At 71.2% G+C, this 23,069-nt stretch carries 21 protein-coding genes; 11 read left to right on the top strand and 10 right to left on the bottom strand.

Annotated features, from left to right (window positions below):
- Positions 1-77 precede the first annotated feature (77 nt).
- The 4 genes from QFZ82_RS03305 to QFZ82_RS03290 are packed head-to-tail and all read right to left on the bottom strand — an operon-like array spanning position 78 to position 4,686.
- Positions 78-1,265 carry an acyl-CoA dehydrogenase family protein gene (locus QFZ82_RS03305; protein ID WP_307711666.1) on the bottom strand — a complete coding sequence of 396 codons (1,188 nt, stop codon included), beginning with the start codon at positions 1,263-1,265 and terminating at the stop codon, positions 78-80.
- A 13-nt stretch (positions 1,266-1,278) separates the two neighbouring features.
- Positions 1,279-2,778, bottom strand: coding sequence for a 3-hydroxyacyl-CoA dehydrogenase (locus QFZ82_RS03300; protein WP_307711665.1), 1,500 nt, complete (start codon positions 2,776-2,778; stop codon positions 1,279-1,281).
- 40 nt (positions 2,779-2,818) lie between these two features.
- Complete coding sequence (locus tag QFZ82_RS03295; RefSeq protein ID WP_307711664.1) at positions 2,819-3,712, bottom strand: CoA-transferase subunit beta; 894 nt, start codon at positions 3,710-3,712, stop codon at positions 2,819-2,821.
- A 56-nt stretch (positions 3,713-3,768) separates the two neighbouring features.
- Positions 3,769-4,686 (bottom strand): CoA transferase subunit A, encoded by a 918-nt coding sequence (locus QFZ82_RS03290; protein ID WP_307717604.1) that lies wholly within the window; start codon positions 4,684-4,686, stop codon positions 3,769-3,771.
- 152 nt (positions 4,687-4,838) lie between these two features.
- On the opposite strand from QFZ82_RS03290, the gene QFZ82_RS03285 reads away from it, so the two are divergent.
- The 5 genes from QFZ82_RS03285 (at position 4,839) to QFZ82_RS03265 (ending at position 10,113) form a co-directional block, all read left to right on the top strand.
- Positions 4,839-5,744, top strand: coding sequence for a LysR substrate-binding domain-containing protein (locus tag QFZ82_RS03285; RefSeq protein ID WP_307711663.1), 906 nt, complete (start codon positions 4,839-4,841; stop codon positions 5,742-5,744).
- A 102-nt stretch (positions 5,745-5,846) separates the two neighbouring features.
- Entirely contained in the window at positions 5,847-7,070 is a 1,224-nt protein-coding gene (locus tag QFZ82_RS03280) for an acetyl-CoA C-acetyltransferase (protein WP_307711662.1), read from the top strand.
- 201 nt (positions 7,071-7,271) lie between these two features.
- A complete protein-coding gene (locus tag QFZ82_RS03275) occupies positions 7,272-8,582 on the top strand; it encodes an MFS transporter (RefSeq protein ID WP_307711661.1) in 1,311 nt (436 codons plus the stop codon).
- A gap of 60 nt (positions 8,583-8,642) precedes the next feature.
- Positions 8,643-9,107 (top strand): MaoC family dehydratase, encoded by a 465-nt coding sequence (locus QFZ82_RS03270; RefSeq protein ID WP_307711660.1) that lies wholly within the window; start codon positions 8,643-8,645, stop codon positions 9,105-9,107.
- A 13-nt stretch (positions 9,108-9,120) separates the two neighbouring features.
- Entirely contained in the window at positions 9,121-10,113 is a 993-nt protein-coding gene (locus QFZ82_RS03265; protein ID WP_307711659.1) for a nitronate monooxygenase family protein, read from the top strand.
- Positions 10,114-10,308: 195 nt separating this feature from the next.
- On the opposite strand, the gene QFZ82_RS03260 is transcribed toward QFZ82_RS03265, so the two are convergent.
- Positions 10,309-11,163 carry a LysR family transcriptional regulator gene (locus tag QFZ82_RS03260; RefSeq protein ID WP_307711658.1) on the bottom strand — a complete coding sequence of 285 codons (855 nt, stop codon included), beginning with the start codon at positions 11,161-11,163 and terminating at the stop codon, positions 10,309-10,311.
- Positions 11,164-11,345: 182 nt separating this feature from the next.
- Between QFZ82_RS03260 and QFZ82_RS03255 the strand changes: the two genes are divergently transcribed.
- Positions 11,346-12,149: a DMT family transporter gene (locus QFZ82_RS03255; RefSeq protein WP_373429392.1), complete on the top strand. Its 804-nt coding sequence runs from the start codon at positions 11,346-11,348 to the stop codon at positions 12,147-12,149.
- 264 nt (positions 12,150-12,413) lie between these two features.
- Positions 12,414-12,749, top strand: coding sequence for a hypothetical protein (locus tag QFZ82_RS03250; RefSeq protein ID WP_307711656.1), 336 nt, complete (start codon positions 12,414-12,416; stop codon positions 12,747-12,749).
- A 72-nt stretch (positions 12,750-12,821) separates the two neighbouring features.
- Here QFZ82_RS03250 and QFZ82_RS03245 read toward each other — a convergent pair whose 3' ends face one another.
- The 4 genes from QFZ82_RS03245 to QFZ82_RS03230 all read right to left on the bottom strand — a co-directional run bounded on the left by QFZ82_RS03245 (position 12,822) and on the right by QFZ82_RS03230 (position 16,538).
- Entirely contained in the window at positions 12,822-13,328 is a 507-nt protein-coding gene (locus QFZ82_RS03245; protein ID WP_307717603.1) for an ATP-binding protein, read from the bottom strand.
- A gap of 364 nt (positions 13,329-13,692) precedes the next feature.
- A complete protein-coding gene (locus tag QFZ82_RS03240; protein WP_307711655.1) occupies positions 13,693-14,496 on the bottom strand; it encodes an SDR family NAD(P)-dependent oxidoreductase in 804 nt (267 codons plus the stop codon).
- Complete coding sequence (locus QFZ82_RS03235) at positions 14,489-15,097, bottom strand: carboxymuconolactone decarboxylase family protein (protein WP_307711654.1); 609 nt, start codon at positions 15,095-15,097, stop codon at positions 14,489-14,491. Before QFZ82_RS03235 ends, QFZ82_RS03240 begins: the two co-directional genes overlap by 8 nt.
- A 160-nt stretch (positions 15,098-15,257) precedes the next feature.
- Positions 15,258-16,538: an ABC transporter substrate-binding protein gene (locus QFZ82_RS03230; RefSeq protein WP_307711653.1), complete on the bottom strand. Its 1,281-nt coding sequence runs from the start codon at positions 16,536-16,538 to the stop codon at positions 15,258-15,260.
- 336 nt (positions 16,539-16,874) lie between these two features.
- Here QFZ82_RS03230 and QFZ82_RS03225 point away from each other — a divergent pair, with 336 nt between their 5' ends.
- The 4 genes from QFZ82_RS03225 (at position 16,875) to QFZ82_RS03210 (ending at position 21,316) form a co-directional block, all read left to right on the top strand.
- Positions 16,875-18,173: a CdaR family transcriptional regulator gene (locus QFZ82_RS03225; RefSeq protein WP_307711652.1), complete on the top strand. Its 1,299-nt coding sequence runs from the start codon at positions 16,875-16,877 to the stop codon at positions 18,171-18,173.
- A 114-nt stretch (positions 18,174-18,287) separates the two neighbouring features.
- Entirely contained in the window at positions 18,288-18,938 is a 651-nt protein-coding gene (locus tag QFZ82_RS03220) for a TetR/AcrR family transcriptional regulator (protein WP_307711651.1), read from the top strand.
- A 363-nt stretch (positions 18,939-19,301) separates the two neighbouring features.
- A complete protein-coding gene (locus tag QFZ82_RS03215) occupies positions 19,302-19,721 on the top strand; it encodes a DUF485 domain-containing protein (RefSeq protein WP_307711650.1) in 420 nt (139 codons plus the stop codon).
- Positions 19,718-21,316, top strand: coding sequence for a cation acetate symporter (locus tag QFZ82_RS03210; protein WP_307711649.1), 1,599 nt, complete (start codon positions 19,718-19,720; stop codon positions 21,314-21,316). Before QFZ82_RS03215 ends, QFZ82_RS03210 begins: the two co-directional genes overlap by 4 nt.
- A gap of 188 nt (positions 21,317-21,504) precedes the next feature.
- Here QFZ82_RS03210 and QFZ82_RS03205 read toward each other — a convergent pair whose 3' ends face one another.
- Positions 21,505-23,067: a mucoidy inhibitor MuiA family protein gene (locus QFZ82_RS03205; protein WP_307711648.1), complete on the bottom strand. Its 1,563-nt coding sequence runs from the start codon at positions 23,065-23,067 to the stop codon at positions 21,505-21,507.
- Between the last annotated feature and the right edge of the window lie 2 nt (positions 23,068-23,069).

Below are 23,069 nucleotides of genomic sequence, written 5' to 3'. Positions count from 1 at the left end.
GTCGGTGCGGTGAGGGGAGGACGGACCGCCGGACGGCCGGGCCGCCTGTACCGGCGGTCCGGCGGACCGTCCCTCCGTCAGCTCATCGCGTCGATCCCCGTGAGGGCACGGCCGATGATCAGCTTCTGGACCTGGCTGGTGCCCTCGTAGAGGGTGAGGACGCGGGCGTCGCGCAGGTATTTGCCGACGGGGTACTCGTCGATGAAGCCGTAACCGCCGAAGACCTGGAGGCAGTTGTTGCTCACCCGCACGGCCGTCTCACTGGCGTGGTACTTCGCGGCCGAGGCGTCCGTCGCGTACTCCTTGGGACCGGCGCCCGCGTCCACCAGCCGTGCGACGTGGTGGGTGAGCAGCCGGGCGGTCTGCACGTCGACGGCCGAGTCGGCGAGGAGCTCCTGCACCAGTTGGAACGAGGCGATCGGCTTGCCGAACTGGGTGCGCTCGGTGGAGTAGCGGACGGCCGCGTCCAGTGCGCCCTGGGCCACACCGACCGCGCCCGCCGACACCGAGATGCGGCCCCGGGACAGCGCGCCGAGGGCGATGCCCAGGCCCTTGCCCACCGGGCCGAGCCGTGCCCAGTCGGGGACCCGGACCCGGTCGTAGGACAGTTCCGCGGTCGCCTGGCCGCGCAGGCCGAGCTTGCCGTGGATCTCCGTGGCGGTGAAGCCGGGGGAGTCCGTGGGCACCAGGAAGGCGGTGATCTCGTTCTCGCCGGTGCGCGCGAACGTCAGAGCGACGTCGGCGATCGTGCCGTTGGTGATGAAGATCTTGCTGCCCTCGATGATCCAGTCTCCCCCAGACTTCGTCCGGGAGGTGCCCCCACCGTCGCGGGTGGCGCGGGTGGTGAGGGAGGCCGCGTCGGAGCCGGTGCCGGGTTCGGTGAGCGCGAAGCAGCCGACCGCGTCGCCGCTCGCCAGGGCGGGCAGCCAGGTCTCCTTCTGCTGCTCCGTGCCGTGCGTGGCGATCGTCTTGGCGACCAGGCCGAGCGACACCGAGACGATGCCGCGCACCGAGGAGTCGCCGCGGCCCAGTTCCTCGGTGACGAGGACGTACGACAGCATGTCGACGTCGATGCCGCCGTACTGCTCCGGCAGCATCAGTCCCAGGAAGCCCAGCTCGCCGAGGCGCTTGGGGATGCCGGGGTCGACCTGCTCGGCGCGGTCCCAGTCACGGGCGTGGGGAAGGATCTCGGTGTCGACGAACTCCGCGGCCATCGCGCGGAAGTCCCGTTGGGTCTCGGTGAGACCGAAGTCCCTGTTCAGCATGGTGTGTTCTCCTTCAGCAGCCGGGGGAGGCGCCCGGCTCGGTCAGCGGGAGCCCCAGCTGGGCGCGCTCGGTGAGCCAGCGGGTGGGGCGGTAGCGGGGGTCGCCCGTGGTGCGGTGCAGGGCCTCCAGGAGCGTGTGCAGGCGCGCGGCGCCGATGCGGTCGCCCCAGGCCAGGGGCCCTGCGGGGTAGCCGAGGCCGGCGGTGACCGCCGTGTCGATGTCGGCCGGCGAGGCGATGCCGCGCTCGGCGATCGAGGTGGCGACGGAGACGATCGACGCCAGCAGCCGCTGGGCGACACCGCCGGCCGTGTCGCGTACGACGCTGACGGCGTGGCCGTCCGCCGCCAGGACGGCGCGGGCGTCGCGTACCGCCTGCGGGTCCGTGGCCGGGGTCAGGGCGAGCACCCGGCGGGGCGTGCCGAGGGACAGCGGGTCGACGCCGAGCGTGCGGGCGGCGGGCAGCCCGTCGCGGGCGACCGCCGAGGCCACGGTCGTGCCCCAGGTGGGGACGAGGACCAGGGCGTCCGGCGCGGCGTCGAGCCGGGCGCCTGACGCGGTGAGGGCGTCGCGCAGGGCGTCCGCGTCCGGCCCCTCACCGGCGACGAGCACCGGGCGGTGCGCATGGCCGGTCACCGGCGGTTCGGCGGCCGGAGCGGGGGCATCGGCCCCGTAGGTGTAGAAACCGCGTCCCGTCTTGCGGCCGTGCAGGCCGGCCGCGACCCGGTTCGGGGTGAGGTACGACGGGCGGAGCCGGTCGGAGTGCCGGAAGCCCTCCCAGATGGTGTCGACGACCGTGGCGGTGACGTCGAGACCGGTCAGGTCCATCAGCTCGAACGGGCCCATGCGCAGGCCGAGTACGTCGCGCGCGATGCGGTCGATGCCCTCCGCGTCGCTCACGGACTCCTCGAGCAGTGCCAGAGCTTCGGTGATCAGGCCCCGCCCGGCGTGGTTGACCAGGAAGCCGGGCGTGTCCGCCACCACGACCGCGCTGTGCCCGGTCGACCGCACCAGATCGGCCAGCACGGAGGGGACGTCCGGCCGGGTGAGCATCCCGGGGACGACCTCCACGATCTTCATCAGGGGCACGGGGTTGAAGAAGTGCAGGCCCGCGAGCCGCGACGGGTCGTCGAGTCCGGAGGCGATGCGCGTGACCGACAGCGAGGAGGTGTTGGTCGCGAACAGCGTGCGGGCGGGCAGGACCGCCTCCAGTTTCCGCAGCAGCTCCGTCTTGACGGCCAGGTCCTCGCGCACGGCCTCGACGACCAGGTCGACGTCCGGGCCCGGCGCGGCGGGATCGTCCAGCTCCAGCAGGCGATCCAGGGCGGACTCGACGGCTTCGGCCGTCGTCCGCCCCTTCTCCGCGGCCCGTTCCAGCATCGCGCGGACGAAGGCGACCGCCTCGGTCACGGACTCGCGGCGGGCGTCGCAGAGTTCCACGGTGTGGCCGGCGGTCACGGCCCACTGGGCGATGCCCCGGCCCATGACTCCGGCGCCCGCGATTCTGATGCGCATCTGATGACTCGTCACTTTCGGTGAGGGTGGTCTTTGGCGGTCAGCGCAGGTAGACGCGCTTGGGGTCGACGTCCTCGCGGAGCAGCCGTAGTTCCTCCTCCGTCGGTGGCTCGACGGTGGCGAGGGTGTCGGCCACCTTCAGATCCCAGCCCGTCGCCTCCCGCACGTGCTCGACCGTGACACCGGGGTGCACGGCGACGAGGCGCAGTTCCTCGCCGGCGCCCGCGCGCTCCAGGACGCCCAGATCGGTGATGACCTTGGTGACGCCCGCGCCGAGCGGCCGGATGCCGTCCGCGAGCGCCCGGTCCGGGCCGGGGGAGGTGCAGAAGTCCAGTTCCGCGGTGAAGGAGCGGGGGGTGTGGCGGCGCATCACCACGAAGACCTCGCGGGCGTTGGCCATGACTTCCATGGCCCCGCCGGGGCCGGGCAGTCGTACGCCGGGGGAGTGCCAGTCGCCGATGACGGAGGAGTTGAGGTTGCCCCACTTGTCGATCTGCGCGGCGCCGAGGAACCCGACGTCGATGTGGCCGCCCTGCAGGACGTACCCGAACAGTGCGGGAATCGTCAGCACGGCCTCGGCACCGGTGATGAGCACCGCGTCCGCGATCGTCTCCGGGAGGTGGGACGGGTGGGCTCCGCACACTCCGGACTCGTAGACGACCTCCAGCCGGGGTGCGACCGTGAGCTGTGCCAGCGAGGTGGCCAGCGTGGGCAGGCCGATGCCGGCGAACACGGTGCGCCGGCCCGCCAGCGCACGCGAGGCGACCACGGCGAGCAGCTCCGACGACGTGACACCGACAGGCTCGGCGGAGGTGGCCACGGACGGCTCGGCGGAGGTGTCGCCGGCGGGCTCCGGAGCCGTGGCGTCTGCCCGCTCGGGGGGCGTGGCCGCGGGCAGTCGCGGAGGCGTGGCGTCGGTCGCGGTGGTCGTCATGGCGTGGGCTCCTTCGGAGTGCGGGCGGCCGGTTCCTTCTGGTGAGTCGTGTCCGGTCACAGCCGGCGCCCGTAGTTCACGGGCCGGCTGAGCGCCTCGCCCACGGCGAGCGACGCCCAGAACTCCTCGCCGAACTTCGCGGTGTACTCGGCGTGGTCGCGGGTGCCGTACACCCACTCCGCGAGCCAGTTCCGCAGCCGCTCGGGGTCCTTGCTGATGTGGGACCAGGCCCGGTAGAAGGCGTTGTCACGGTCGTAGTAGCCCTGCGCGAAGGACGGATGGGCGCCGCGCGGGCACTCGACGACGGCGTCCACGGCGTGCGCCGGGATCAGGGTGCGGTTCGGGTCGGAGCGCACCACCTCGTCGTCGACGACCTCCTCGACCACGACGATCGCCTTGCGGGCGGCGTAGACCGCTTCGGCCTGGATGCCGGTCAGGCCCCACAGCTGGGTATTGCCCGACCGGTCGGCGCGCTGGGCGTGCACGATCGTCACGTCCGGGTTGAGCGGCGGCACGACATAGACCTGCTCGGGCTCGCCGTCCGGACCCGGGTAGGGGGACGTCACCTTGCGCAGGCCCTGGTTGACCCCGGTGAGGTCGCTGCCGCCGTACGAGCGCAAGGGGTAGAACGGCAGCCGCTGGGCTCCGGCGAGATAGCGGCAGACCATGCCGTAGTGGCTGTACTCCTCGTACACCAGCGGCTCCGGGTCGGCGCGCTCGATGCGGCGGCGCAGCTCACCGAGCGACCCGGCCGCCGAGTTGCCGACGAACGACGAGACGAGCCTGCTCACGCAGCCCCCCGCCAGCATCTGGTCCACCACGATGTCGGCGGTCATCCGTACGACGGTGAGGTCCCGGCGTCCCTGGCGGATGATCTCGTGGCCGGCGGCGGTGGGGATGAGGTGGGTGAATCCCTCCAGCGCGACAGTGCCGCCGTCCTGGACGAAGGACGCGATCGCGTCCCTCATCGTCATCGTCTTGTCCACGGGGTCCACGGCTGACAGCTCCTCGGCGGTCCGGTGCGGGTGGCGGTCGTTCACACCGTGGCAGGGAGCATTGATTGCCGTCCAATACCGAATTAAGGTCAGATCGAGACGTTGGATTGATCAATGGCCCGGGAGTCGCTGTGGAGCTGCGCTATCTGACCGCCTTCGTCGCCGTTGCCGAGGAACTGCACTTCGGCCGCGCCGCCCGCCGGCTCCACATGGCGCAGCCGCCGCTGAGCCAGCAGATCCGCCAGCTGGAGAAGGAACTCGGCGTACAGCTCTTCGAGCGCAACACCCGCTCGGTACGGCTCACGAGCGCCGGGCAGTCGTTCCTCGAGCCCGTGCGTACCGTGCTCGCCGACCTCGACCTGGCCGTCCGGGCGGTCAAGGCCGCGGGCCGCGGTGAGTACGGCCGGGTCACCGTCGGGTTCGCCGGCGCCTCCAGCCACGAGGCGCTGCCGCTGCTCACCCGCGCCGTCCGGGCCGCGCACCCAGGGATCGAGCTGGTCCTGACCGGCCAGACGTACGCCAACGTCGCGCTCACCCGTGTCGCGGAGGGCTCCCTCGACCTCGGGTTCGTACGGCTGCCGGTCACCCAGCCCGGTGTACGGGCCAGGGCGATCGGCGAGGAAGAGCTGGTCTGTGCCCTGCCCGCCGACCACGAGCTGGCCCGCCGCGACCGCATCCCCCTGGCGGCGCTGGCCGACGATCCGTTCGTGAGCTTCCCCGCCAACGCGGGATCGAGTGTGCGCGCGGCGACGGTCGCCGCCTGCGAGGCGGCGGGCTTCACCCCGCGGGTCGTCCAGGAGGCACCCGACTCGCACACCATCCTCGCGCTGGTCGCCGCCGGGGTGGGGGTGACCCTCACCCTCACGTCCGTCCAGCACATCCAGCAGACCGGCCTCGCCTACCGGCCGCTCGAAGGGGAGCCGGTGCGGATGCGGGCGGCGCTCGCCTGGCGGACCGACAACCCCTCCGCCGCCCTGCGGGCCGTCCTCGCCGTGGCGGAGCAGGCGCTGCCCACGCCGCCGGGCGACGAGGATTGAGAGCATTCACGTCTCAGTGGGCTATCAACTGAGTATTGGAAGTTCACGGTCGGGGGATGCGAAGGTCGACGCAACATCCCGCCGCCCACGAAAGGCCGACGCATGCCATCGGACACCGATGTCGTCATCTGCGAACCCCTGCGCACCCCGATAGGCCGGTTCGGCGGAGCCCTCGCCGCCCAGGAGCCCGCCGCCCTCGCCGCACACGTCATCGCCGAGGTCGTACGCCGCAGCGGCGTCGAGCCGCATCGCGTCGACGAGGTGATCCTCGGCCACGCGTACCCCACCGCCGAGGCCCCCGCCATCGGCCGGGTCGCCGCCCTCGACGCGGGGCTGCCGGACTCGGTGGGCGGCGTCCAGGTCGACCGGCGCTGCGGTTCCGGGCTCCAGGCCGTCCTCGACGCGGCCTTCCGGGTCCGTGCGGGCTTCAGCGACATCGTCGTGGCGGGAGGTGTCGACGTCATGAGCGCCGCCCCGTACTACACCCACGAGGGCCGGTGGGGCATCGGCTCACCCGGCCTCCAGCTGCACGACTCCCTGGCCCGCGGCCGGGTCACCGCCGGCGGGCGGAACCACCCGGTGCCCGGCGGGATGATCGAGACCGCCGAGAACCTGCGGCGCGAGTACGCGATCAGCCGCGAGGACCAGGACGCTCTCGCCCTGCGCTCGCAGCGGCGCGCCGCCCACGCCATGAACACCGGACTCTTCGACGAGGAGATCGTCCCCGTCACCGTGCGCACCCGTAAGGGCGAGACCGTCGTCGCCGCCGACGAGCACCCCCGCCCCGACACCACAGCGGAGCAACTGGCCGGGCTCCGACCGGTGATGAGCGCGACCGACCCCGAGGCCACGGTCACGGCGGGCAACGCCAGCGGCCAGAACGACGCGGCCGCGGCCTGTCTGGTGACCAGCCGGGCCACCGCCGAACGCCTCGGGCTCACCCCGCTCGTCCGGCTCGTGTCCTGCGCCGCCGTCGGAGTGCCCGCCGCGACCATGGGCATCGGGCCCGTCACCGCCACCCGCACGGCCCTGGAGCGAGTCGGGCTGACCCTCGCCGACCTGGACCTCGTCGAACTCAACGAGGCCTTCGCCGCCCAGGTCCTCGCCTGCACCCGAGCCCTCGGTCTGACAGCCGCCGACCACGAGCGGATCAACGTCAACGGCTCGGGCATCTCACTGGGGCACCCCGTGGGCGCGACCGGTGCGCGCATCCTCGCCACGCTGACGCGCGAGATGCACCGCCGACAGGCCCGCTACGGCCTGGAGACCATGTGCATCGGCGGCGGTCAGGGACTCGCCGCCGTCTTCGAACGCGTCGCCGCCTGAACCCCGATGCCGGTCCTTCGGGCGTCCGCATGCGCACGCCCGAACCCGAGCCGCTGTCTCGGCCCGCCCGAATCGATACGCAAACCGTCTTGCTGCATCCGTTATTCGGTATTGGACCGCTCTCGGTGACGGCTGCCACTGTTACCGCCGTCACGCCCCCCACCCCTTCTCCCCGTCCCCCAGCTGCCCATGGGAGCCGACATGAGCGCAACCGCACGACGAGCCGGAATCGGAGCCTTCGTCGGCTCGACGATCGAATGGTTCGACTTCTACATCTACGGCACCGCCTCCGCCCTGGTGTTCGACAAGGTCTTCTTCCCCGAACTCGAAGGCGCCATCGGGACTCTCGTCGCCTTCGCCACCTTCTGGGTCGGCTTCCTCGCCCGGCCCATCGGAGGCATCATCTTCGGCCACTACGGCGACCGCCTCGGCCGCAAGAAGACCCTCGTCATCACGCTCTTGATGATGGGCATCTCCACCACGGCCATCGGTCTGCTCCCCGGCTACGCCTCGATCGGCGTCGCCGCGCCCATCCTGCTGGTCCTCATCCGGATGATCCAGGGCATCGGCCTCGGCGGTGAATGGGGCGGCTCCGTACTGATCGCCTCCGAGCACGCACCCAAGGGGAAGTCGGTGCTGTACGGGGCGTTCGCCCAGCAGGGCTCCCCGGTCGGCAACACGCTCAGCACCCTCAGCTTCCTCGCCATCAGCCAACTGCCGGACGAGGCCTTCGTGTCGTGGGGCTGGCGGGTGCCGTTCCTCGCGTCGGCCGCGCTCGTCGTCGTCGGCCTCTTCGTCCGCATGAAGGTCGCCGAGTCGCCGGCCATGGCGCACCTCATCGAGAAGCGCGAGGTCGCCAAGGTCCCGCTCACTGAGGTCCTGCGCACCCAGCCCGCGCTGATCGCCCTCGGCATCGGCGCCTGCACCATCGGGCTCTCGGCCACCTACTTCAAGTCGACCTTCGCCCTCTCCTGGGCCACGACCAGCCTCGACTTCGACCGCAGCTCCTTCCTGACGATCCTCCTGGTCGCCAACATCACCCAGATCGTCGTCCAGCCGTTCGGCGCCGTCCTCGCCACCCGGATGAAGAGCTGGTCACGGGCCGTGAGCCTGATGCTGCTCCCGGAGCTGGTGCTGATGCCGGTGATGTTCCTGCTGATCGCCACCGAGAACTACGGTCTCGCCATGGCGGGCGTCGCCGTCGCCACCGTCCCGCACTGCCTGTACTACGCCGCCCTGGCCGGCATGCTCGCCAGCCGTTTCCCGGCGCACCTGCGCTACACCGGCATCTCCCTCTGCTACCAGCTGTGCGGCACCCTGCTCGGCGGCACGACCCCCATCGTCGGTCAGTTCCTGCTCAACCGGACCGGCTCGATCACCGCCGTCATCGCGTACGCCGTCTTCCAGGTCGCCCTCACGCTCGGCTGCATGCTTTTGCTGCTGCGACGGCCCAACCACGAGGAGCAGTCCGCCGCTCCCCGTTCCGCCGCAGCGGACGCGGTCCCGGCCTGACCGCCGCGCCGGCCGGCCGACGACAACGAACCGGAACAACGACACCGAACCGGAACAGACATGAGCAGCACACTGACCGTCCACGGCATGGACCAGATCGCCGCGCTCGACGGCAAGGACCTCGGGCACTCCAGCTGGTGGGAGGTGACCCAGGAACTCATCGACACCTACGCGGGCGTGTCGGGCGACCACCAGTGGATCCACACCGACACCGCACGCGCGGCGGCCGGCCCGTACGGGCGGACCATCGCGCACGGCTACATGGTCCTCAGCTGGGGCATCCCGATGTTCGCCGAACTCCTCCAGGTGACCGGCGTCGGCAGGGCCCTCAACTACGGGGTCAACAAGGTGCGCTTCCCCGCGCCTGTCCCCGTCGGCAGCCGAGTGCGCCTGCACGCGGCCGTCACCTCGGTCGAACCCGTGGCCCACGGCGGAATGCGGATGACCCGCTCCTTCACCTTCGAGCTCGAAGGCTCCGCCAAGCCGGCCTGCGTCGCCGAATCGCTCACGCACTTCTACCCCTGATCAGGAGCCGTCCATGACCGCCGTGCTGCGCACGCGCTTCACCGATCTCTTCGGCGTCGACCACCCCGTCGTCCAGGGCGGCATGCAGTGGGTCGCCCGGGCCGGACTCGTCGCCGCCGTCGCCGAGTCCGGGGCGCTGGGCATGCTGTCCGCGCTCACCCAGCCCACCCCCGAGGCGCTGGTCAAGGAGATAGCCCGGTGCCGGGACCTGACGGACAAGCCGTTCGGGGTGAACCTCACGGTCCTGCCGGCCATCTCCCCGCCTCCCTACGCCGAGTACCGGCGGGCCGTCATCGAGTCCGGCATCACCGTCGTCGAGACCGCCGGAGCGAACCCGGCCGAGCAGATCGCCGACTTCAAGCCCGCCGGGGTGAAGGTCCTGCACAAGTGCACCAGCGTGCGCCACGCCCTCAAGGCGCAGGCACTCGGCGCCGACGCCGTCAGCATCGACGGCTTCGAATGCGCGGGGCACCCCGGCGAGGACGACATCCCCGGCCTCGTCCTGATCCCGCGCGCCGCGGAGGCGCTCACCGTCCCGGTCCTCGCGGCGGGCGGCATCGCCGACGCCCGCGGCCTCGTCGCCGCACTGGCCCTCGGAGCCGAGGGCGTCACCATGGGCACCCGCTTCCTGTGCACCGAGGAGGCGCCCGTCCACCGCAACGTCAAGGAACACATCGTCGCGTCGAGCGAACTCGACACCGAGCTGATCCTGCGTCAGCTGGGCAACACCTCCCGGGTGGCGAGCAACGCCGTCAGCCGCGAGGCCGTGGGGAAGCTCGCCGCCGGCGGCCGGTTCGAGGACGTACGGCATCTGGTGGCGGGATCACGCGGCCGGCAGGTGTACGAACTGGGCGACCCCGAATCCGGCATCTGGAGCGCCGGGCTCGCGATGGGCCTCATCGACGACATCCCCACCGTCGCCGAGCTCGTCGGCCGAACGGTGACGGGAGCCGGTGACCTGATCCGGCGGCGCCTGCCGGGCCTGGTCGCGGCACAAGGAGCCTGATGTCGCCGGTGAGCGGTGAGCGCGCTGTGGTCAGCAGGCGTCAGGCCTGCTGACCACAACAAGCGTCGTCGCAACCTCCGGCCGGGCGCCCGCCGGAGCGGCGAAGCCGCGTGGCCCAAGCGTGGCAGAGCCTGTCCGCCCGCGCCCCGCCACACCGCTGGGCGAAGAACCGTTCGGCCGTGCTCGCGTCAGCGATCAGGCCCTGCGGTAGAGGGCGGTGAGCAGTTCGATCGCGGCCTGTGTGGCGGGATGCGGATCCTGCCGCCACCAGGCGAGCCGTACGGCGATGGGTTCGACGTCGCGGACGGGACGGTAGACGACGCCGGGTCTCGGATACTGGTTGGCGGTCGACTCCGCGGTCATTCCGACACAGCGGCCGGTGGAGATCAGGGTGAGCCAGTCGTCGACGTCGTGCGTCTCCTCGGTCGCCGGGCGGGCCTCCGGCGGCCACAGCTCGGTCGTCGTGGTGCCGGTCCGCCGGTCGATCAGGAGGGTGCGTCCGGTGAAGTCGGCGAGTCGGACCGAGCGGCGGCGGGCCAGCGGGTCGTCGGAGGCCATGGCGCACATGCGCCGCTCCAGCCCCACGATGGCCGAGTCGAACCGGCGGTCGTCCAGCGATCTGCGCACCACGGCCAGGTCGCAGGCTCCCTCCGCCAGCCCGGCCGTGGCGGAAGGGACACGGACGAGGTGCAGCTCGGTCCCTGGGTGCGCGGCAGCCCAACGGCGCTGAAACGCCAGCGTGTGGCGGCCGACAGCCGACCACGCATATCCGATCCGCAGCAGAGTGTGACCGGACGTGGCCTCCCGGACCAGGTCCTCCACCTCGCCGAGCACCCGTCGGGCGTGTGCCACCACGCGCAGCCCGGTCGCCGTCGGGGCCACCTCGCGAGAGGTCCGCCGCAACAGCCGTACACCCAGGGACCGTTCGAGTGAGGCCAGAGTGCGCGAGACGGCCGCCTGGGAGACACCGAGCGCGATGGCGGCATCGGTGAAGGTGCCCTCGTCGACGATCGCGACGAGACAGCGCAGCTGCCGCAGTTCCACATTCATGACTCAAGCGTATAGATGCCTCAGCCTGTGCATTTTGCGCAACGGTCACGGCATCGCAGGATCGAGGCATGGATGCAGCGCCCGCCACAGCACCCGCAGCAGTCGCGTCTCCGCACCCCCGGACCGCGCCGGTGCCTTCCGCGCCCGGATCCGGCCGCGGTTCCCTGGCCGGTGTGGCCACCATGCTCGGCAGTGGCCTGTCCAACCAGATCGGCGCCGCGACCGGCTCCCTCGCCTTTCCGGTCCTCGGCCCCATGGGCGTCGTCGCGGTACGCCAGTACGTCGCCGCGATCGTCCTGCTCGCCATCGGCCGGCCCCGGTTGCGCGACTTCACATGGCAGCAGTGGAGGCCGGTGATACTGCTGGCTCTCGTGTTCGGCACGATGAACCTGTCCCTGTACAGCGCCATCGAGCGCATCGGGCTCGGTCTGGCGGTGACCCTGGAGTTCCTCGGCCCGCTGGCCATCGCCCTGGCCGCCACTCGCCGCCGCGTGGACCTGTGCTGCGCGGTGATCGCCGCAGCGGGCGTCGTGACCCTCATGCGCCCGCAGCCCTCCACCGACTACCTCGGAATGGGCCTGGGCCTGCTGGCCGCCGTCTGCTGGGCGTCGTACATCCTGCTGAACCGCACCGTCGGCCGCCGCGTCCCCGGAGCGCAGGGCACCGCGGCCGCCGCCGGCCTGTCCGCGCTGATGTTCCTGCCGGTCGGTCTCGTCCTCGTCCTCAGGAACCCACCGACGGCGGAGGCCGTCGGCTGCGCCGTCGCCGCAGGCGTCCTGGCCTCGGCGGTGCCGTATCTCGCCGACCTCTTCACGCTGCGCCGCGTACCCGCCCAGGCTTTCGGGCTCTTCATGAGCGTCAATCCTGTCCTGGCCGCGCTGACCGGATGGATCGGGCTGGGACAGAGCCTGGGGTGGACCGAGTGGGCCGCCGTCGGAACCATCGTCACCGCCAACTCACTCAGCATCTGCACGTCGCGCACCTGACCGCTGCGCGCGGTGAGCGGTTCCGCGAGCCCGTAGGCAGCACCTCGCAGCCGAGATCGGCGGTCAGTGCCGTGGCGGTCCGGCCATTGCGCGGAGGCAGGTGGGACACTCCAAGCGCTCCCCATGGAATGGTGGGCGAGAGCCTCTGCGGTCGAGGCTGTCCCAGGGCGGAGAATGCTCGCCGCCCTTGCCGAGGCCGGCCCCATGGGCGGCGTTCGGTACCTGATGGCGGGCAAGGGATCCTCGAGCCCATGGGAGGAACTTGTGGCAGACGTATGGGTGCTTCACCGCACCCCGGCCCCGGCCACTGACACGTCCGCGGCCTCCTCCGTTCTCGTGCGGGCCGACACGATCAGCCTGCTGCGTGCGAACGAGTACAGCGTCAAGGCCGGGCAACACGGCGCGACGACCGTGGTGCTCGCCGACTCCGTGGACGGGAACGACGCGCTCCCGCTCGACTTCCACATCGAGCTCGTCGCCGCCGTCACCCGGGCGCGACGGGCAGCGCGGAACGGCGACGAGGACCAGGTCGTCATCGCCGAACTCAGCCGGACCGGCGGATGGGAGTGGAACGTACACCCGCTCGCCGAGCTGCGCTGAAGGCGTTGCGGCCGTCGGCAGGAGGCACGCGTCGACCATGCGGGGCAGGGGCTCGGGCGTCTTACCAGCGGGTCAGTGGGGAGCACCGGAGCGCAGGAGCACGCTGACCCGGCGGCCGAAGGCACGCTGATGAACCCGGATCTGAGAGGTCAGGAGTTCGACGATGGCGAGCCCTCGGCCGTGCTCGTCGGGGTCGCCGGCATGGGGACGCCGCGACCGGGCCGGGCCACCGGAGTCCGTCACCGAGATCCGCAGGGCTCCGGCGTCGAGCGAGAGACGAATGATCATGTCGCGGCGGCCGTGCTGGGCGGCGTTGGCGGCGAGCTCGTCGACGACGAGCACCGCGGATTCCAGGTCCACGGACGGAAAGCGCCAGTGAGTCAGTACGGCTGCGGTGCTGCGGCGTGCGACCGGAACCCAGCGGACCTCGGCAGGCAGCGCCAGGACGGCCTGGCGGGCGGAAGCCGGCCGGGAGCCGGGCAGAGCGGTGGACTGCGCTCGGTCGAGGGGACCGCCCGGACGAGGGCTGCGTTCCGCTCGAGGAGGGGCGACCCTGTCGGCTGCCGCACTCGGTCGCATTCCGTCACGTAGGGCTGCGGTGCTCATGATCGGGCCCCAAGAACTAGGTGGAAGTGGAGCGCCGCGCTCGGCGGCCTCCCGAACGACGGGTGCTTCCCGAGAGGTGTCCTCCTCGGGTGCGTCACGGTCGACGCTACGGCGGCACCTTTACGTTCCGTAACTGTGCGGTGGGGCGGACCGCACCTCTCCGACCGGACGGGGACCTCACTCTGCCGTGGTGACACGACACGGGGCCGGACACATCGGTGTCCGGTCCCGCCGTCACGACCGCCTGCGCCGACGCGGTCGCTGTCGGAGATCCGGTGCGCGCCCGCACCAGGTCAGCCGGTCGTCTCCGCCCCTGTCGGGGCGGCTCCGCCTCCATTCACGCCGCGGTGAGACCGCCGTCCACCACCAGGCTCTGGCCGGTGATGTAGGAGGCCCGATCGGAGAGCAGGAAGGTGACGGCCTCTGCCACCTCCCGGGCGGTGCCCTGACGGCCGAGCGGAATGCGGGCGAAGGAGGAGGCCCGGGAGGTCCGGTTCGCCGATGCGTGGCGGCCCATGGGCGTGTCGATGAGGCCGGGGACGACCAGGTTGGCGCGGATGCCTCGTGCCGCTCCCTCCCTCGCCACATGGCGGGTCAGCCCGTAGAGGCCGGCCTTGGAGGTGTCGTAGGCGGGAGAGCCGGTCGCGGCTCGCAGTCCGGCGACCGACCCGATGAAGACGACGGCACCTTCATCAGCCATGGACGGAAGGCCGTGTTTGGCGGCCAGAAAGGGCGCACGCAGATTCAGGCTGAGAACGTCGTCCCATTCCTCGGGTGACGAGCCCGCCAGTCCGGTGCCGAGGCCGATGCCCACGTTGACCACCAGTGCGTCCAGCCCGCCCAGCCTGCGGACCGTCTCGGCGACCATGGCGGCCGACTGCTCCGCGTCCGTTGCATCGGCGACCACGGGAACACCCAGGGCACCTTCGGCGGTGACCAGGTCGGCGGTCACGGCGGCGGCCGGGCCGACGAGGTCGGCACAGGCCACGTCCGCACCTTCGCGGGCGGCGAGAACGGCGATCGCCCGGCCGTTGCCTACGGGCGCCTGCGGGGCGTCGTCGGGACGGGTGCCCGCGCCGACCACCAGTACCCTGCGGCCTGCCAGCCGACGGGCGGCGCGGTCCGGTTCCGCCTCACTCATCGTCAGCCTTCCCTTCCACAGGGCCTGTGCTGTCAAAGCCCGGGTCCAGCTTCACACCGACGGAGTTCAGGAAGAACGCCACCATGTGGTATTGACCCACGAGCACGGTGATCTCGATCATTTCCGCGTCGTCGAAGTGCTCGGTCAGGACTTCCCACGTGGCGTCGCAGAGCCGCGCATCGCGGTTCAGCTCGTCTGCGGCCCGGATGAGGCTCCTTTCGAGGGCGGTCCACCCGTCGGCCTCCGGGCCCTGGACGATGCGGTCGATGTCCGTGTCGGTGAAGCCCGACGCCTTGGCCAGGGGGACATGGCGTCCCCACTCGTACAGGGCGCCGGTGTTGTACGAGGTGCGCAGGATCAGCAGTTCACGGAACCTTCCGGAGAGTCGGCCCCGGCGGAGCAGCTGACCTCCGAAGGGCATGAACTGCTCGTAGAGCTCGGGATGACGCACGAGAGTGGTGAAGATGTTCGGAACCCGGCCCCCCGGGTCCCGCGGCACCGCGGCCAGCAGGTGACGGGTCCGCGTGTCCCAGTCGTCCTCGGGCAGGGGCATGACCCGCGGGAAGGCGTGGCCGTGCCGTACAGGGTGTTGCTCCGGCATGGAGTCTCCAGGGTGAGGTGCCTACACGGAACACCAGGGGGACGGGTGCGTATGTCGCGGTGGTGTGGGTGTGCGGGTGCGGACGGGCGTGGCAGGTCCGCGGGGGACCGGGAGGGCCGGCCGGTGTGCGGTGAAGCCGTCCCTCCCGGCCGGCCGGACGTCAGCCGGTGACGGGGCCGAACTTCTTCCGGGTGTCGAGGGGTTCCCCGAACAGGACCCATCGTTCCCCTTGAAAGCGCACGAGTTGCATCGTCTCGATGGGGAACCGGTCCCGGGGGCCGGTGATCAGAGTGACACCGGGGAGCAGCATGCCCACCTCGACGGCCTTGAGCTTCTGGACGGAGTCCCGCAGTCCTTCTCTCGTCGGGCACTCCATGGCGTCGAGTGCCTTGTGCAGGCTCGAGGCCACGGCCCAGCCGTAGGCGTTGAACTGGATCGAGGGATCGGTGTCCGGGGCGTACTTCTTCATCGCTGCCCGGTAGGTCCGCATCTCCGCGTCGTCGGCCCACTGGGGATCGGCGGGATCCTTGAAGTAGGTGGCGGATACCACGCCTTGCACGTTCCTGAAGCCGACGGGCTTGAGCACGCTCGTCGACGCCGAGACGCTGTTGACGATGTGCAGCGGGTTCCACTTGGGGTTCTTCGCATCCGCGGCCAGAGCCTGGCTGCCGAACTTGGGCGTGGTGACGTTCAGCAGCACATCCGCCTCGGAGCGGGCGAGGCTGGTCATCTGGGCCGAAACGGACGGGTCGGTGACCTCGTAACTCTCTTCGGCGACGACCTTGACGCCGCTGCCCCTGACGGCCTGCTTGAAGCCGCCGAGCAGGTCCTTGCCGAAGTCGTCGTTCTGGAAGAGGACGGCCACCTTTGCCTTCGGCCTTTCCTTCTTGAGGTAGTCGGCGTACATCCGTGCCTCGGCCACGTAGTTGGGCTGCCACCCCATGGTCCACGGGTGCTCGGTGTCCGTACCCCACAGGGAGGCGCCGGTGGCCACGAACGGCTGCGGCACCTTCTGCTGGTTGAGGTAGTCCCTCACGGCCGAGGTGGAGGGCGTTCCCAGTGTCTGGAACACTGCGAAGACCTTCTCCCGCTCCACCAGTCGTCGGGCTTCCTCCACTGCCTTCGGCGGCTGGTATCCGTCATCACGGACGACGAACTCGACCTTGCGGCCGCCGATTCCGCCCTTCTCGGCATTGACGTACTGGAAGTAGGCGCTGACACCCTTGCTGATGGTGCCGTAGGCGGAGGCCGGTCCGGACATCGGGTAGATGCCGCCGAGCTTGATGCTCTTGTCGGTGATACCCGTGGTCTGCTGGCCCTTGCAGGCGCCGTCGGCCGAGGCGGCGGCATCGTCCTGTCCCCGTTGACCTGAGCAGGCGGTGGCGGTGAGCAGGGCGGCGATGCCCGCGGCGGCTGCCCGCACGGCGGTGGTGTGGCGCATCCGGATCATCCCTTTCCGGTGGTGGGCGGTGCGGTGAGGGGCTGGGGGGTCGGGCTGTGGGGAAGCGGGGTCCGGCCGGCGGCGGGTGTGGCGGAGGCGCTCCCATACGCCGCAGGGCCCCCTGTCGGGCGCGCCGTCAACCTCGAGCACGGGCACCGCCTTTCAGCAGGGCCCCGGGGGTGGGCGAGCGCCACAGTAGGAGGGCCCCGACCGCGCGGGCATTGGGTGTGAGCACTCAACTTCGCGGTCGCCGCCCTGTGCGCCGCGCACAGTCCGGCGTGAAGAACCAGTCCCCGCCCTGTTGACGGGTCACGATTCGGCGTCGACGATCCCGCCATGCATCCCGCGATCGTTCCGAGTGTGCCTCCCCTGACCGAGCAACTGCGCCGCGAGCGGCTGCGGATCCTGTGCGCCGTGAAGGCGCGCGTGGAGCAGGTGACGGAGTCCGCGCTTGCAGTGATGCGCGCCGAGATCCCCGCCTACGCGGCGCAGGACGAGCACTTCTTCGAGGACGTGCGTCACCAGGTGCTCTCGCACTACCGCGTCCAGCTGGCGCTGCTGGCGGGCGAGCGGAGCTTCGCCTCCGAGGAACTCGCCTTCAGTCGCGCGGCGGCGATGCGCAGGGCCCGCGAGGGGTTCGCGCTGGAGGACTACATCAGCGCGTTCCGGGTCGGCCGGCAGGTCTTCTGGGAGGCCCTGCGCGACTGCGCGGGCCCGTCGGCCGCAGGGCAGGATGCCGTGCTCACCCTGGTCGCCCCGTTGATGCGGTACATGGACTTCGCCGCCACCCAGGCAGCACAGGCCTACATGGAGTTCCGGCAGCACGTCGTGGCCGACGCGGACCGCGAGCGCAGGGACCTGCTCGAGCAACTCCTCGCGGGCCACATGCCGACCCGGGGGCCTCTCCTGGCCGCGGCACAGGCCTACGGCATCGGCGCGCACGTGCCGATGATGGTGGTCGTGGCGGTCGGCGCCGACGGCGCCCCGCACGGGGGAGCGGATACGGCGGCCGAGCGCGGGTACATCACCAGCGCGGCGATCTCCGCCGCCGGCGTGCGGGCCGCCAGAGTCCTGGTGGTCGTGCGGCACGGCGAGGTCGTGGCCGTGCCGGTGCTGCCTACAGGCACCGAGCCGGACGAGATGTGCGCGCGCTTCGAAGAGGCGCAGCGGCACCTGGCCAGGGACGGGACGGTCCTGGCCATGGGGATCAGCACGGTGGCCGGGGGCGCGGCGGCGCTGCCGAGGGCCTATCAGGAGGCCAGGGCCGCCCTGGAGTTCGTACCCAGCGGGGGAGGGGTGGCGGCGCTGCCGCGACTGTCTCCGTTCCGGTACCTTGCCCTGCGCGCGGACGACATTGCCCGTCAGCTGGTCGACCCGCGGATCAGCGCCATGCTTGATGACGACGTCCGGCGCGGGAGTGCGCTCGCGGCCACGATACGGGCGTTCGCCGAGGCGGATCTGAACCTGCGGCTGGCGGCGGACCGGCTGCAGGTGCACCACAACACGGCGCACTACCGGTTGCGCCGCATCGAGGAACGCACCGGGCGTAACGTGCGCCGGATCGCCGATCTGCTGGAACTGCTGGTCGCTCTCGCCATACGCGACGCGGCCGGGGAATCGGAGGACGTGCAGTGAGCCGGATCCATCCGGAGCCTTCCGAGCGAAGTTCGGTTACTGGTGGTAGGTGTAAGGTGAACCCGGAAGCTGGGCGCCGCTGGCTGCGGCGCCTCACGGTGTGGGGGTGCATCGGTGGGCCGACCGACCAAGCCGATTCTCAGTCGCGGGCGCATCTGCGCCACGGCGCTGGCGATCGTGGACCAGGACGGGCTTGCCGAGCTGTCGATGCGAAGGCTCGCGCGGGACCTCGGCGTTCAGGTCTCCTCGCTCTACGAGCACGTCAAGACCAAGGACGATATCCTCCACGAAGTCGCCAACACCATCATGGAGGACGTGGACGTCTCCGGCTTCGAGACCGGCGACTGGCGGCACGGCGTGGCCTCCTGGGCCCGGTCCTACCGCGCCGCGCTGGCCGCCCATCCCCATATCGTCCCGTTCCTGGCCTATGGCCCCGCTCGCCGTGAAGCCTCCCTGCGGCGTGCCGACGCCGTTCACGGCGGCCTCGTGGGCGCCGGCTGGCCGCCGCGCTATGCCACATTGATCGGTGCCTCGACCAAGTACCTGGTGCTCGGGTCCGCGATGAGTTCGTTCGCCGGAGGGTTCGACGACGACGTCCAGGTCTACGTCGAGCGCTATCCGCACCTGGCAGGGGCCCATCGCCTGCGCGACCGCGCAGGCGTGATCGACCGGGACAGCTTCGAACTCGCCCTGGAGATGTTCCTCGACGGCCTCACCGCACTGCACGCCCGCGTTGCCGCACTCCCGAAACCGGCCGAGGACTGATCGCGCCGCAAGGCCGCGGCAGCGGACCTCGGGCGGACGCGGAGCGTGACGCGACGGCGACGTCTTGTCCTGAGCGCTGGGGACCTCTAGGCTCCCGAACCGAACGCCGTTCGGCAGTGTCGATGCCGTCCGGTCGTCTTTCACTTGTTCGCCCTGGTTCACGGCGGCCGCCCGTGAGCCTGAGGATCGTGGTCGACATCCCTCGCTGACCGAGTAGATCAGGATCCACAAGGGCTGAGCACATCACTGCGGCACGGCTCGGACACCGAGTCCGTGCTCTGGCTGACACCGACCCGGTCGACTGCCCCTGCGGTGACGCCTCGCCCTCGCCGCGGCATACAGCCAAGAGGAGTTGATGTCGTCTTGACCAGTCCCTTTGAGCCGTACGAGCGACCGCGCTCATACGCCCCCGGTTCCCACGCGCAAACCCCTTACTCGCCTGCCCCTTACCCGCACACCCCTTACGCACACCCGTCCTACGCGGAGCCGGACCTTCCGGCGGACGTCGAGCGGTTGCGCGCCGAGCGCCGCTCCAGGGTCCTTCCGGTTGCCGCCGCCGTCGTCGGCTTCTATCTGCTCAACGCCCTTCTGGCCAACGTGGCCGGCGGGCTGATGGCCGTGAGGCTGGTCGGCCACCTGAACATCGGGCTCGCCCTGGCGCTCCTGCAGTGCGCCACCACGCTCCTGGTGTGCCGTTGGTACGGGCGTTACGCCCACACCACCCTGGATCCGCTGGCCGAGAGGGTCCGGGGCGGCCTCCGACCAAGAGGGAGGCGTCGGTGAGCGCCTCTCAGCTTTCTTCCCAGATCGCGCACAACGGAGCAACTTTGATCGTCTTCGCGGTCTTCGTCGTCTGCGTCATCCTCATCGCCTTGTGGGGTGCGGCGGACAGCGACACTCCCCGCCGCTTCTTCATCAGCGGCCGCGAACTGCCCTCCGCGCGCAATGGAATCGCCCTGTTCGGCGACTTCATCTCCGCGGCGACGCTGCTCGGCACTCCGGGGCTCATCGCACTGGCCGGGTTCGACGGCATCCCGTACCTGGTGGGGCCCGTGGTGGTCTGGGCCGTCATTCTGCTGGTGGTCGCCGAGCCGTTCCACAACACCGGCCACTACACGGTGGGCGACGCGCTGGCGCGCCGGCTGCGGCCGCGGCCCGTCCATCTGGCCATGGGCCTCGCCACGTTGGTGATCTCGCTGTTCTACCTCACCGCCCAACTCGTGGGAGCCGGCGCGCTCGCGGCACCCCTGCTCGGCCTGTCCGGTGAGGCGGCCCAGAACTTCCTGATGGTCTTCCTCGGCGTGCTGATGATCATCTACGTGGCCCTCAGCGGTATGCACGGCGCGACGCTCGTGCAGTTGCTCAAGGCGGCCCTCCTGCTGGTCGCCAGCATCTTCCTGGCGCTGCTGGTGCTGGCGAAGTTCGGCTGGAACCCCAGTGACCTGCTGGGAACCGCGGCCGGCCGCAGCGGCGTCGGCGAGAACTTCCTCGCGCCCGGCGCCCGCACCCAGGGGACCGCTCTGGAAACGCTGGACAGACTGAGTCTGCAGCTCGGAGCCCTGATCGGAGCCGCTGGACTCCCGCACCTCCTGATGCGCATGTGTGTGGTGCCCTCGGCGCGCGCTGCCCGGCGCTCAGTGCAGTGGACGGCGGCTTTGACGTGCGTGTTCTGCGTGACCGCGGGGGTATTGGGATTCGGCGCCGCGGCGGTGCTCGGCCCGGAGACCATCCTTGCCGGGAGCCCCTCGGGGAACACGGCCACCCTGCTGCTCGCCCACTCCCTCGGCGGGTCGTGGATGCTCACCGTCATGGCCTGCGTGGCATTCGCCACGATCCTGGCCGTGGTTGCGGGCATCGCCCTCGCCGCCGCGACGTCCGTGGCGCACGACATCTACGGTGTGGTGCTCAAGCGAGGACGCGCGACCGAGGAGAAGGAACTGCTGGTGGCCCGCTGCGCGGTCGTGCTGATCGGTTGCTCGGCGGTGGGCCTGGCCCTGCTCGCCGAGCGTCTCAACGTCTCCTTCGCCGCCGGGCTGGCGTTCTCCGTCGCGGCTTCCGCCGTTCTTCCCGCGCTGTTGTACGGCCTGTACTGGCGCGGCTTCACCACCACCGGCGCGCTGTGGAGCATTTACGGCGGACTGGTCTCCTCGGTGGGCCTGGCCGTGCTGTCCCCGGCGGTGTCGGGAGCCCCCACCGCGCTGTTCCCGGACATGGACTTCAGCCTGTTCCCGTTGCAGTACCCCACCATCGTCTCGGCCCCCCTGGGCTTCCTCCTGGGGTGGCTGGGCTCGGTGCTGGGGAGGGACAGGCCGGAGCAGGCCACGTACTCCGCGCTCGAGTTGCACACGCTGACGGGCGCGGACGACACCTCCGCCTAGAAGGCTCGTGAAGGTCTTGGGTTCCGGCCCCGCCGCGTGAACGGCCGGGCCGGACTCCTTCTTGTGGTGACGGGGAATGGGCCGGAGAGACGGGCGGCCCAGCCGGTGAGGAGGTCCCACGCGACGAAGGCCGCAGGGGGCGGCGGCGCGAAGTGGCGCACGGCCCGGTCCAGCGCCCCCTTCCGAACTCAGAGCCCGGCGACTTTGGCGCTCGCCGACAGCTCGTAGACCAGGGTGACCGTGCGGCGGCTGGCGGCCGGGAGGGTGACGTCCCAGCGGGCGATGCCCTCGGCGTCGACCACGTCGGGCGCCGGGGAGCAGGATTCCTTGCGCAGGCGTACCTCCACCGCCGAGACCTCGGAGACCGGGATGCGCTCCCGGAGGACGACCATCCGTTCGCCGTTCTCCCCGGGAGCGGAGAAACGGGACAGGTGCAGCCGGACCGTGCGCGTGACCACGGTCCGCTGGGTGATTCCGGCGGAGTCGCGGGACTCCTCGGCGTGCCGGACCACCCGGTAGTCGTCGGAGCTGCCGAAGGCGAGCTCGACGGGGGCACCCGGGGCAGCGAAGTCCAGCGTGCCGCGGCCGCTGAATCCGCTGCCGCGGACCAGGTCCACGGGCCCGGCGAGCAGCGCATGGCCGGACGCGTTGTCGAACCGCACCACCTGGGTGACCAGCGGGGACAGCTCGGGTGAGCAGGCGTACTCGCTGCGCGCGGCCGTGGTGAAGACGGAGAGCGGCACACGGTGGGCGCGGCCGTCCGCGGGCACGGAGACCGGTGCGGGGGAGTGCAGCACGCGCGCCTCGCCGCCGTCGTCCACCCCCGGAAGCCCGAGCACCGGGGCGGGGCCGAGGTCCCCGATCTCCTCCTCGCGCAGCTCGACGTCGACCGTGCGGCGCTCCGCGGCAGAGCGGTCCTTGAGCATCAGCCGGTCCTCGCCCAGCCGCGGGGGATCGGTGGCCAGCGCCGAACGTGCCGTCGACAACGTCAGCCGTACGTCCGACCAGTCCTCGCCCGTGCGCTGCCAGACCATCGCGTCGGTCTCCAGCGTGAGCGAGCCCCCGTCGAGCACGGCCCGGTAGGCGGGCCGCCACAGCGCACACGGGGTGAGGTGGCTCAGGCGCAGCCCGACCGGTCCGGCGACCGCCGCCTCCACGGTCAGTTCGATATGGCCGACCAGCTCGGCCGGCTCCTCCTCGGAGAGGTCCAAGACCCGCTGCGCCTCCCCGAGTTCGACAGCGAGGTCGGCCAGCCGGGCCTCCACGGTGCGGAGTTGCTCGCCGTACGAGTCGCGTTCGTGGTCCACCCGGTCCAGTTCGCGGGACCAGCGGGCCACTTCGGTCTCCCCGGAGCCGGCGCCTTCGCCGATCTCCCGCAGCAGATCGGCGGCGAGACGGCCGAGCAGGTCGAGGCGGGCATGCAGCCGATCGCGTCGCTGCCCCAGGGCGAGCCGTTCCTCTTCGAGCGTGTGCACGTGGCGGCGCAGGGCCGAGTCGTCGTCGGTGGACGGCACCGGCCCGCGCGGCGTCCAGTTGCGGACGATCCGCGCGTCGAGCACGGTCGCCGGGTGATCGGCGCTCAGCTCGGCATGGAGGGTGCGGTCGACGGCCAGCGCACTGACCGGCCCGAGACGCAGCCGCTGGACCCCGGCCTCCAGGTCGAGCACGATGGCGCGCTCGATGTGGGCGCGGTCCTCCAGACAGGTGACGGCGGTGACGGGGAGGGCGATCGGCTTCGGGGCCTTGGACATGG

The organism is Streptomyces sp. V4I23 (assembly GCF_030817975.1).
In the GTDB taxonomy this organism is placed as follows: Bacteria; Actinomycetota; Actinomycetes; order Streptomycetales; family Streptomycetaceae; genus Streptomyces.
This window is presented reverse-complemented; position numbering and strand designations above follow the sequence as displayed.

What these genes read in the sequence shown, in the direction of transcription:
- QFZ82_RS03245 (WP_307717603.1), bottom strand. Translation starts at nt 13,328, where the DNA reads ATGCGACCGAGTGCGGCAGCCGACAGGGTCGCCCCTCCTCGAGCGGAA.
- QFZ82_RS03295 (WP_307711664.1), bottom strand. Translation starts at nt 3,712, where the DNA reads ATGACGACCACCGCGACCGACGCCACGCCTCCGCGACTGCCCGCGGCC.
- QFZ82_RS03305 (WP_307711666.1), bottom strand. Translation starts at nt 1,265, where the DNA reads ATGCTGAACAGGGACTTCGGTCTCACCGAGACCCAACGGGACTTCCGC.
- QFZ82_RS03205 (WP_307711648.1), bottom strand. Translation starts at nt 23,067, where the DNA reads ATGTCCAAGGCCCCGAAGCCGATCGCCCTCCCCGTCACCGCCGTCACC.
- QFZ82_RS03230 (WP_307711653.1), bottom strand. Translation starts at nt 16,538, where the DNA reads ATGCGCCACACCACCGCCGTGCGGGCAGCCGCCGCGGGCATCGCCGCC.
- QFZ82_RS03270 (WP_307711660.1), top strand. Translation starts at nt 8,643, where the DNA reads ATGAGCAGCACACTGACCGTCCACGGCATGGACCAGATCGCCGCGCTC.
- QFZ82_RS03255 (WP_373429392.1), top strand. Translation starts at nt 11,346, where the DNA reads ATGCTCGGCAGTGGCCTGTCCAACCAGATCGGCGCCGCGACCGGCTCC.
- QFZ82_RS03265 (WP_307711659.1), top strand. Translation starts at nt 9,121, where the DNA reads ATGACCGCCGTGCTGCGCACGCGCTTCACCGATCTCTTCGGCGTCGAC.
- QFZ82_RS03240 (WP_307711655.1), bottom strand. Translation starts at nt 14,496, where the DNA reads ATGAGTGAGGCGGAACCGGACCGCGCCGCCCGTCGGCTGGCAGGCCGC.
- QFZ82_RS03260 (WP_307711658.1), bottom strand. Translation starts at nt 11,163, where the DNA reads ATGAATGTGGAACTGCGGCAGCTGCGCTGTCTCGTCGCGATCGTCGAC.
- QFZ82_RS03225 (WP_307711652.1), top strand. Translation starts at nt 16,875, where the DNA reads ATGCATCCCGCGATCGTTCCGAGTGTGCCTCCCCTGACCGAGCAACTG.
- QFZ82_RS03235 (WP_307711654.1), bottom strand. Translation starts at nt 15,097, where the DNA reads ATGCCGGAGCAACACCCTGTACGGCACGGCCACGCCTTCCCGCGGGTC.
- QFZ82_RS03290 (WP_307717604.1), bottom strand. Translation starts at nt 4,686, where the DNA reads ATGACGATGAGGGACGCGATCGCGTCCTTCGTCCAGGACGGCGGCACT.
- QFZ82_RS03300 (WP_307711665.1), bottom strand. Translation starts at nt 2,778, where the DNA reads ATGCGCATCAGAATCGCGGGCGCCGGAGTCATGGGCCGGGGCATCGCC.
- QFZ82_RS03280 (WP_307711662.1), top strand. Translation starts at nt 5,847, where the DNA reads ATGCCATCGGACACCGATGTCGTCATCTGCGAACCCCTGCGCACCCCG.
- QFZ82_RS03275 (WP_307711661.1), top strand. Translation starts at nt 7,272, where the DNA reads ATGAGCGCAACCGCACGACGAGCCGGAATCGGAGCCTTCGTCGGCTCG.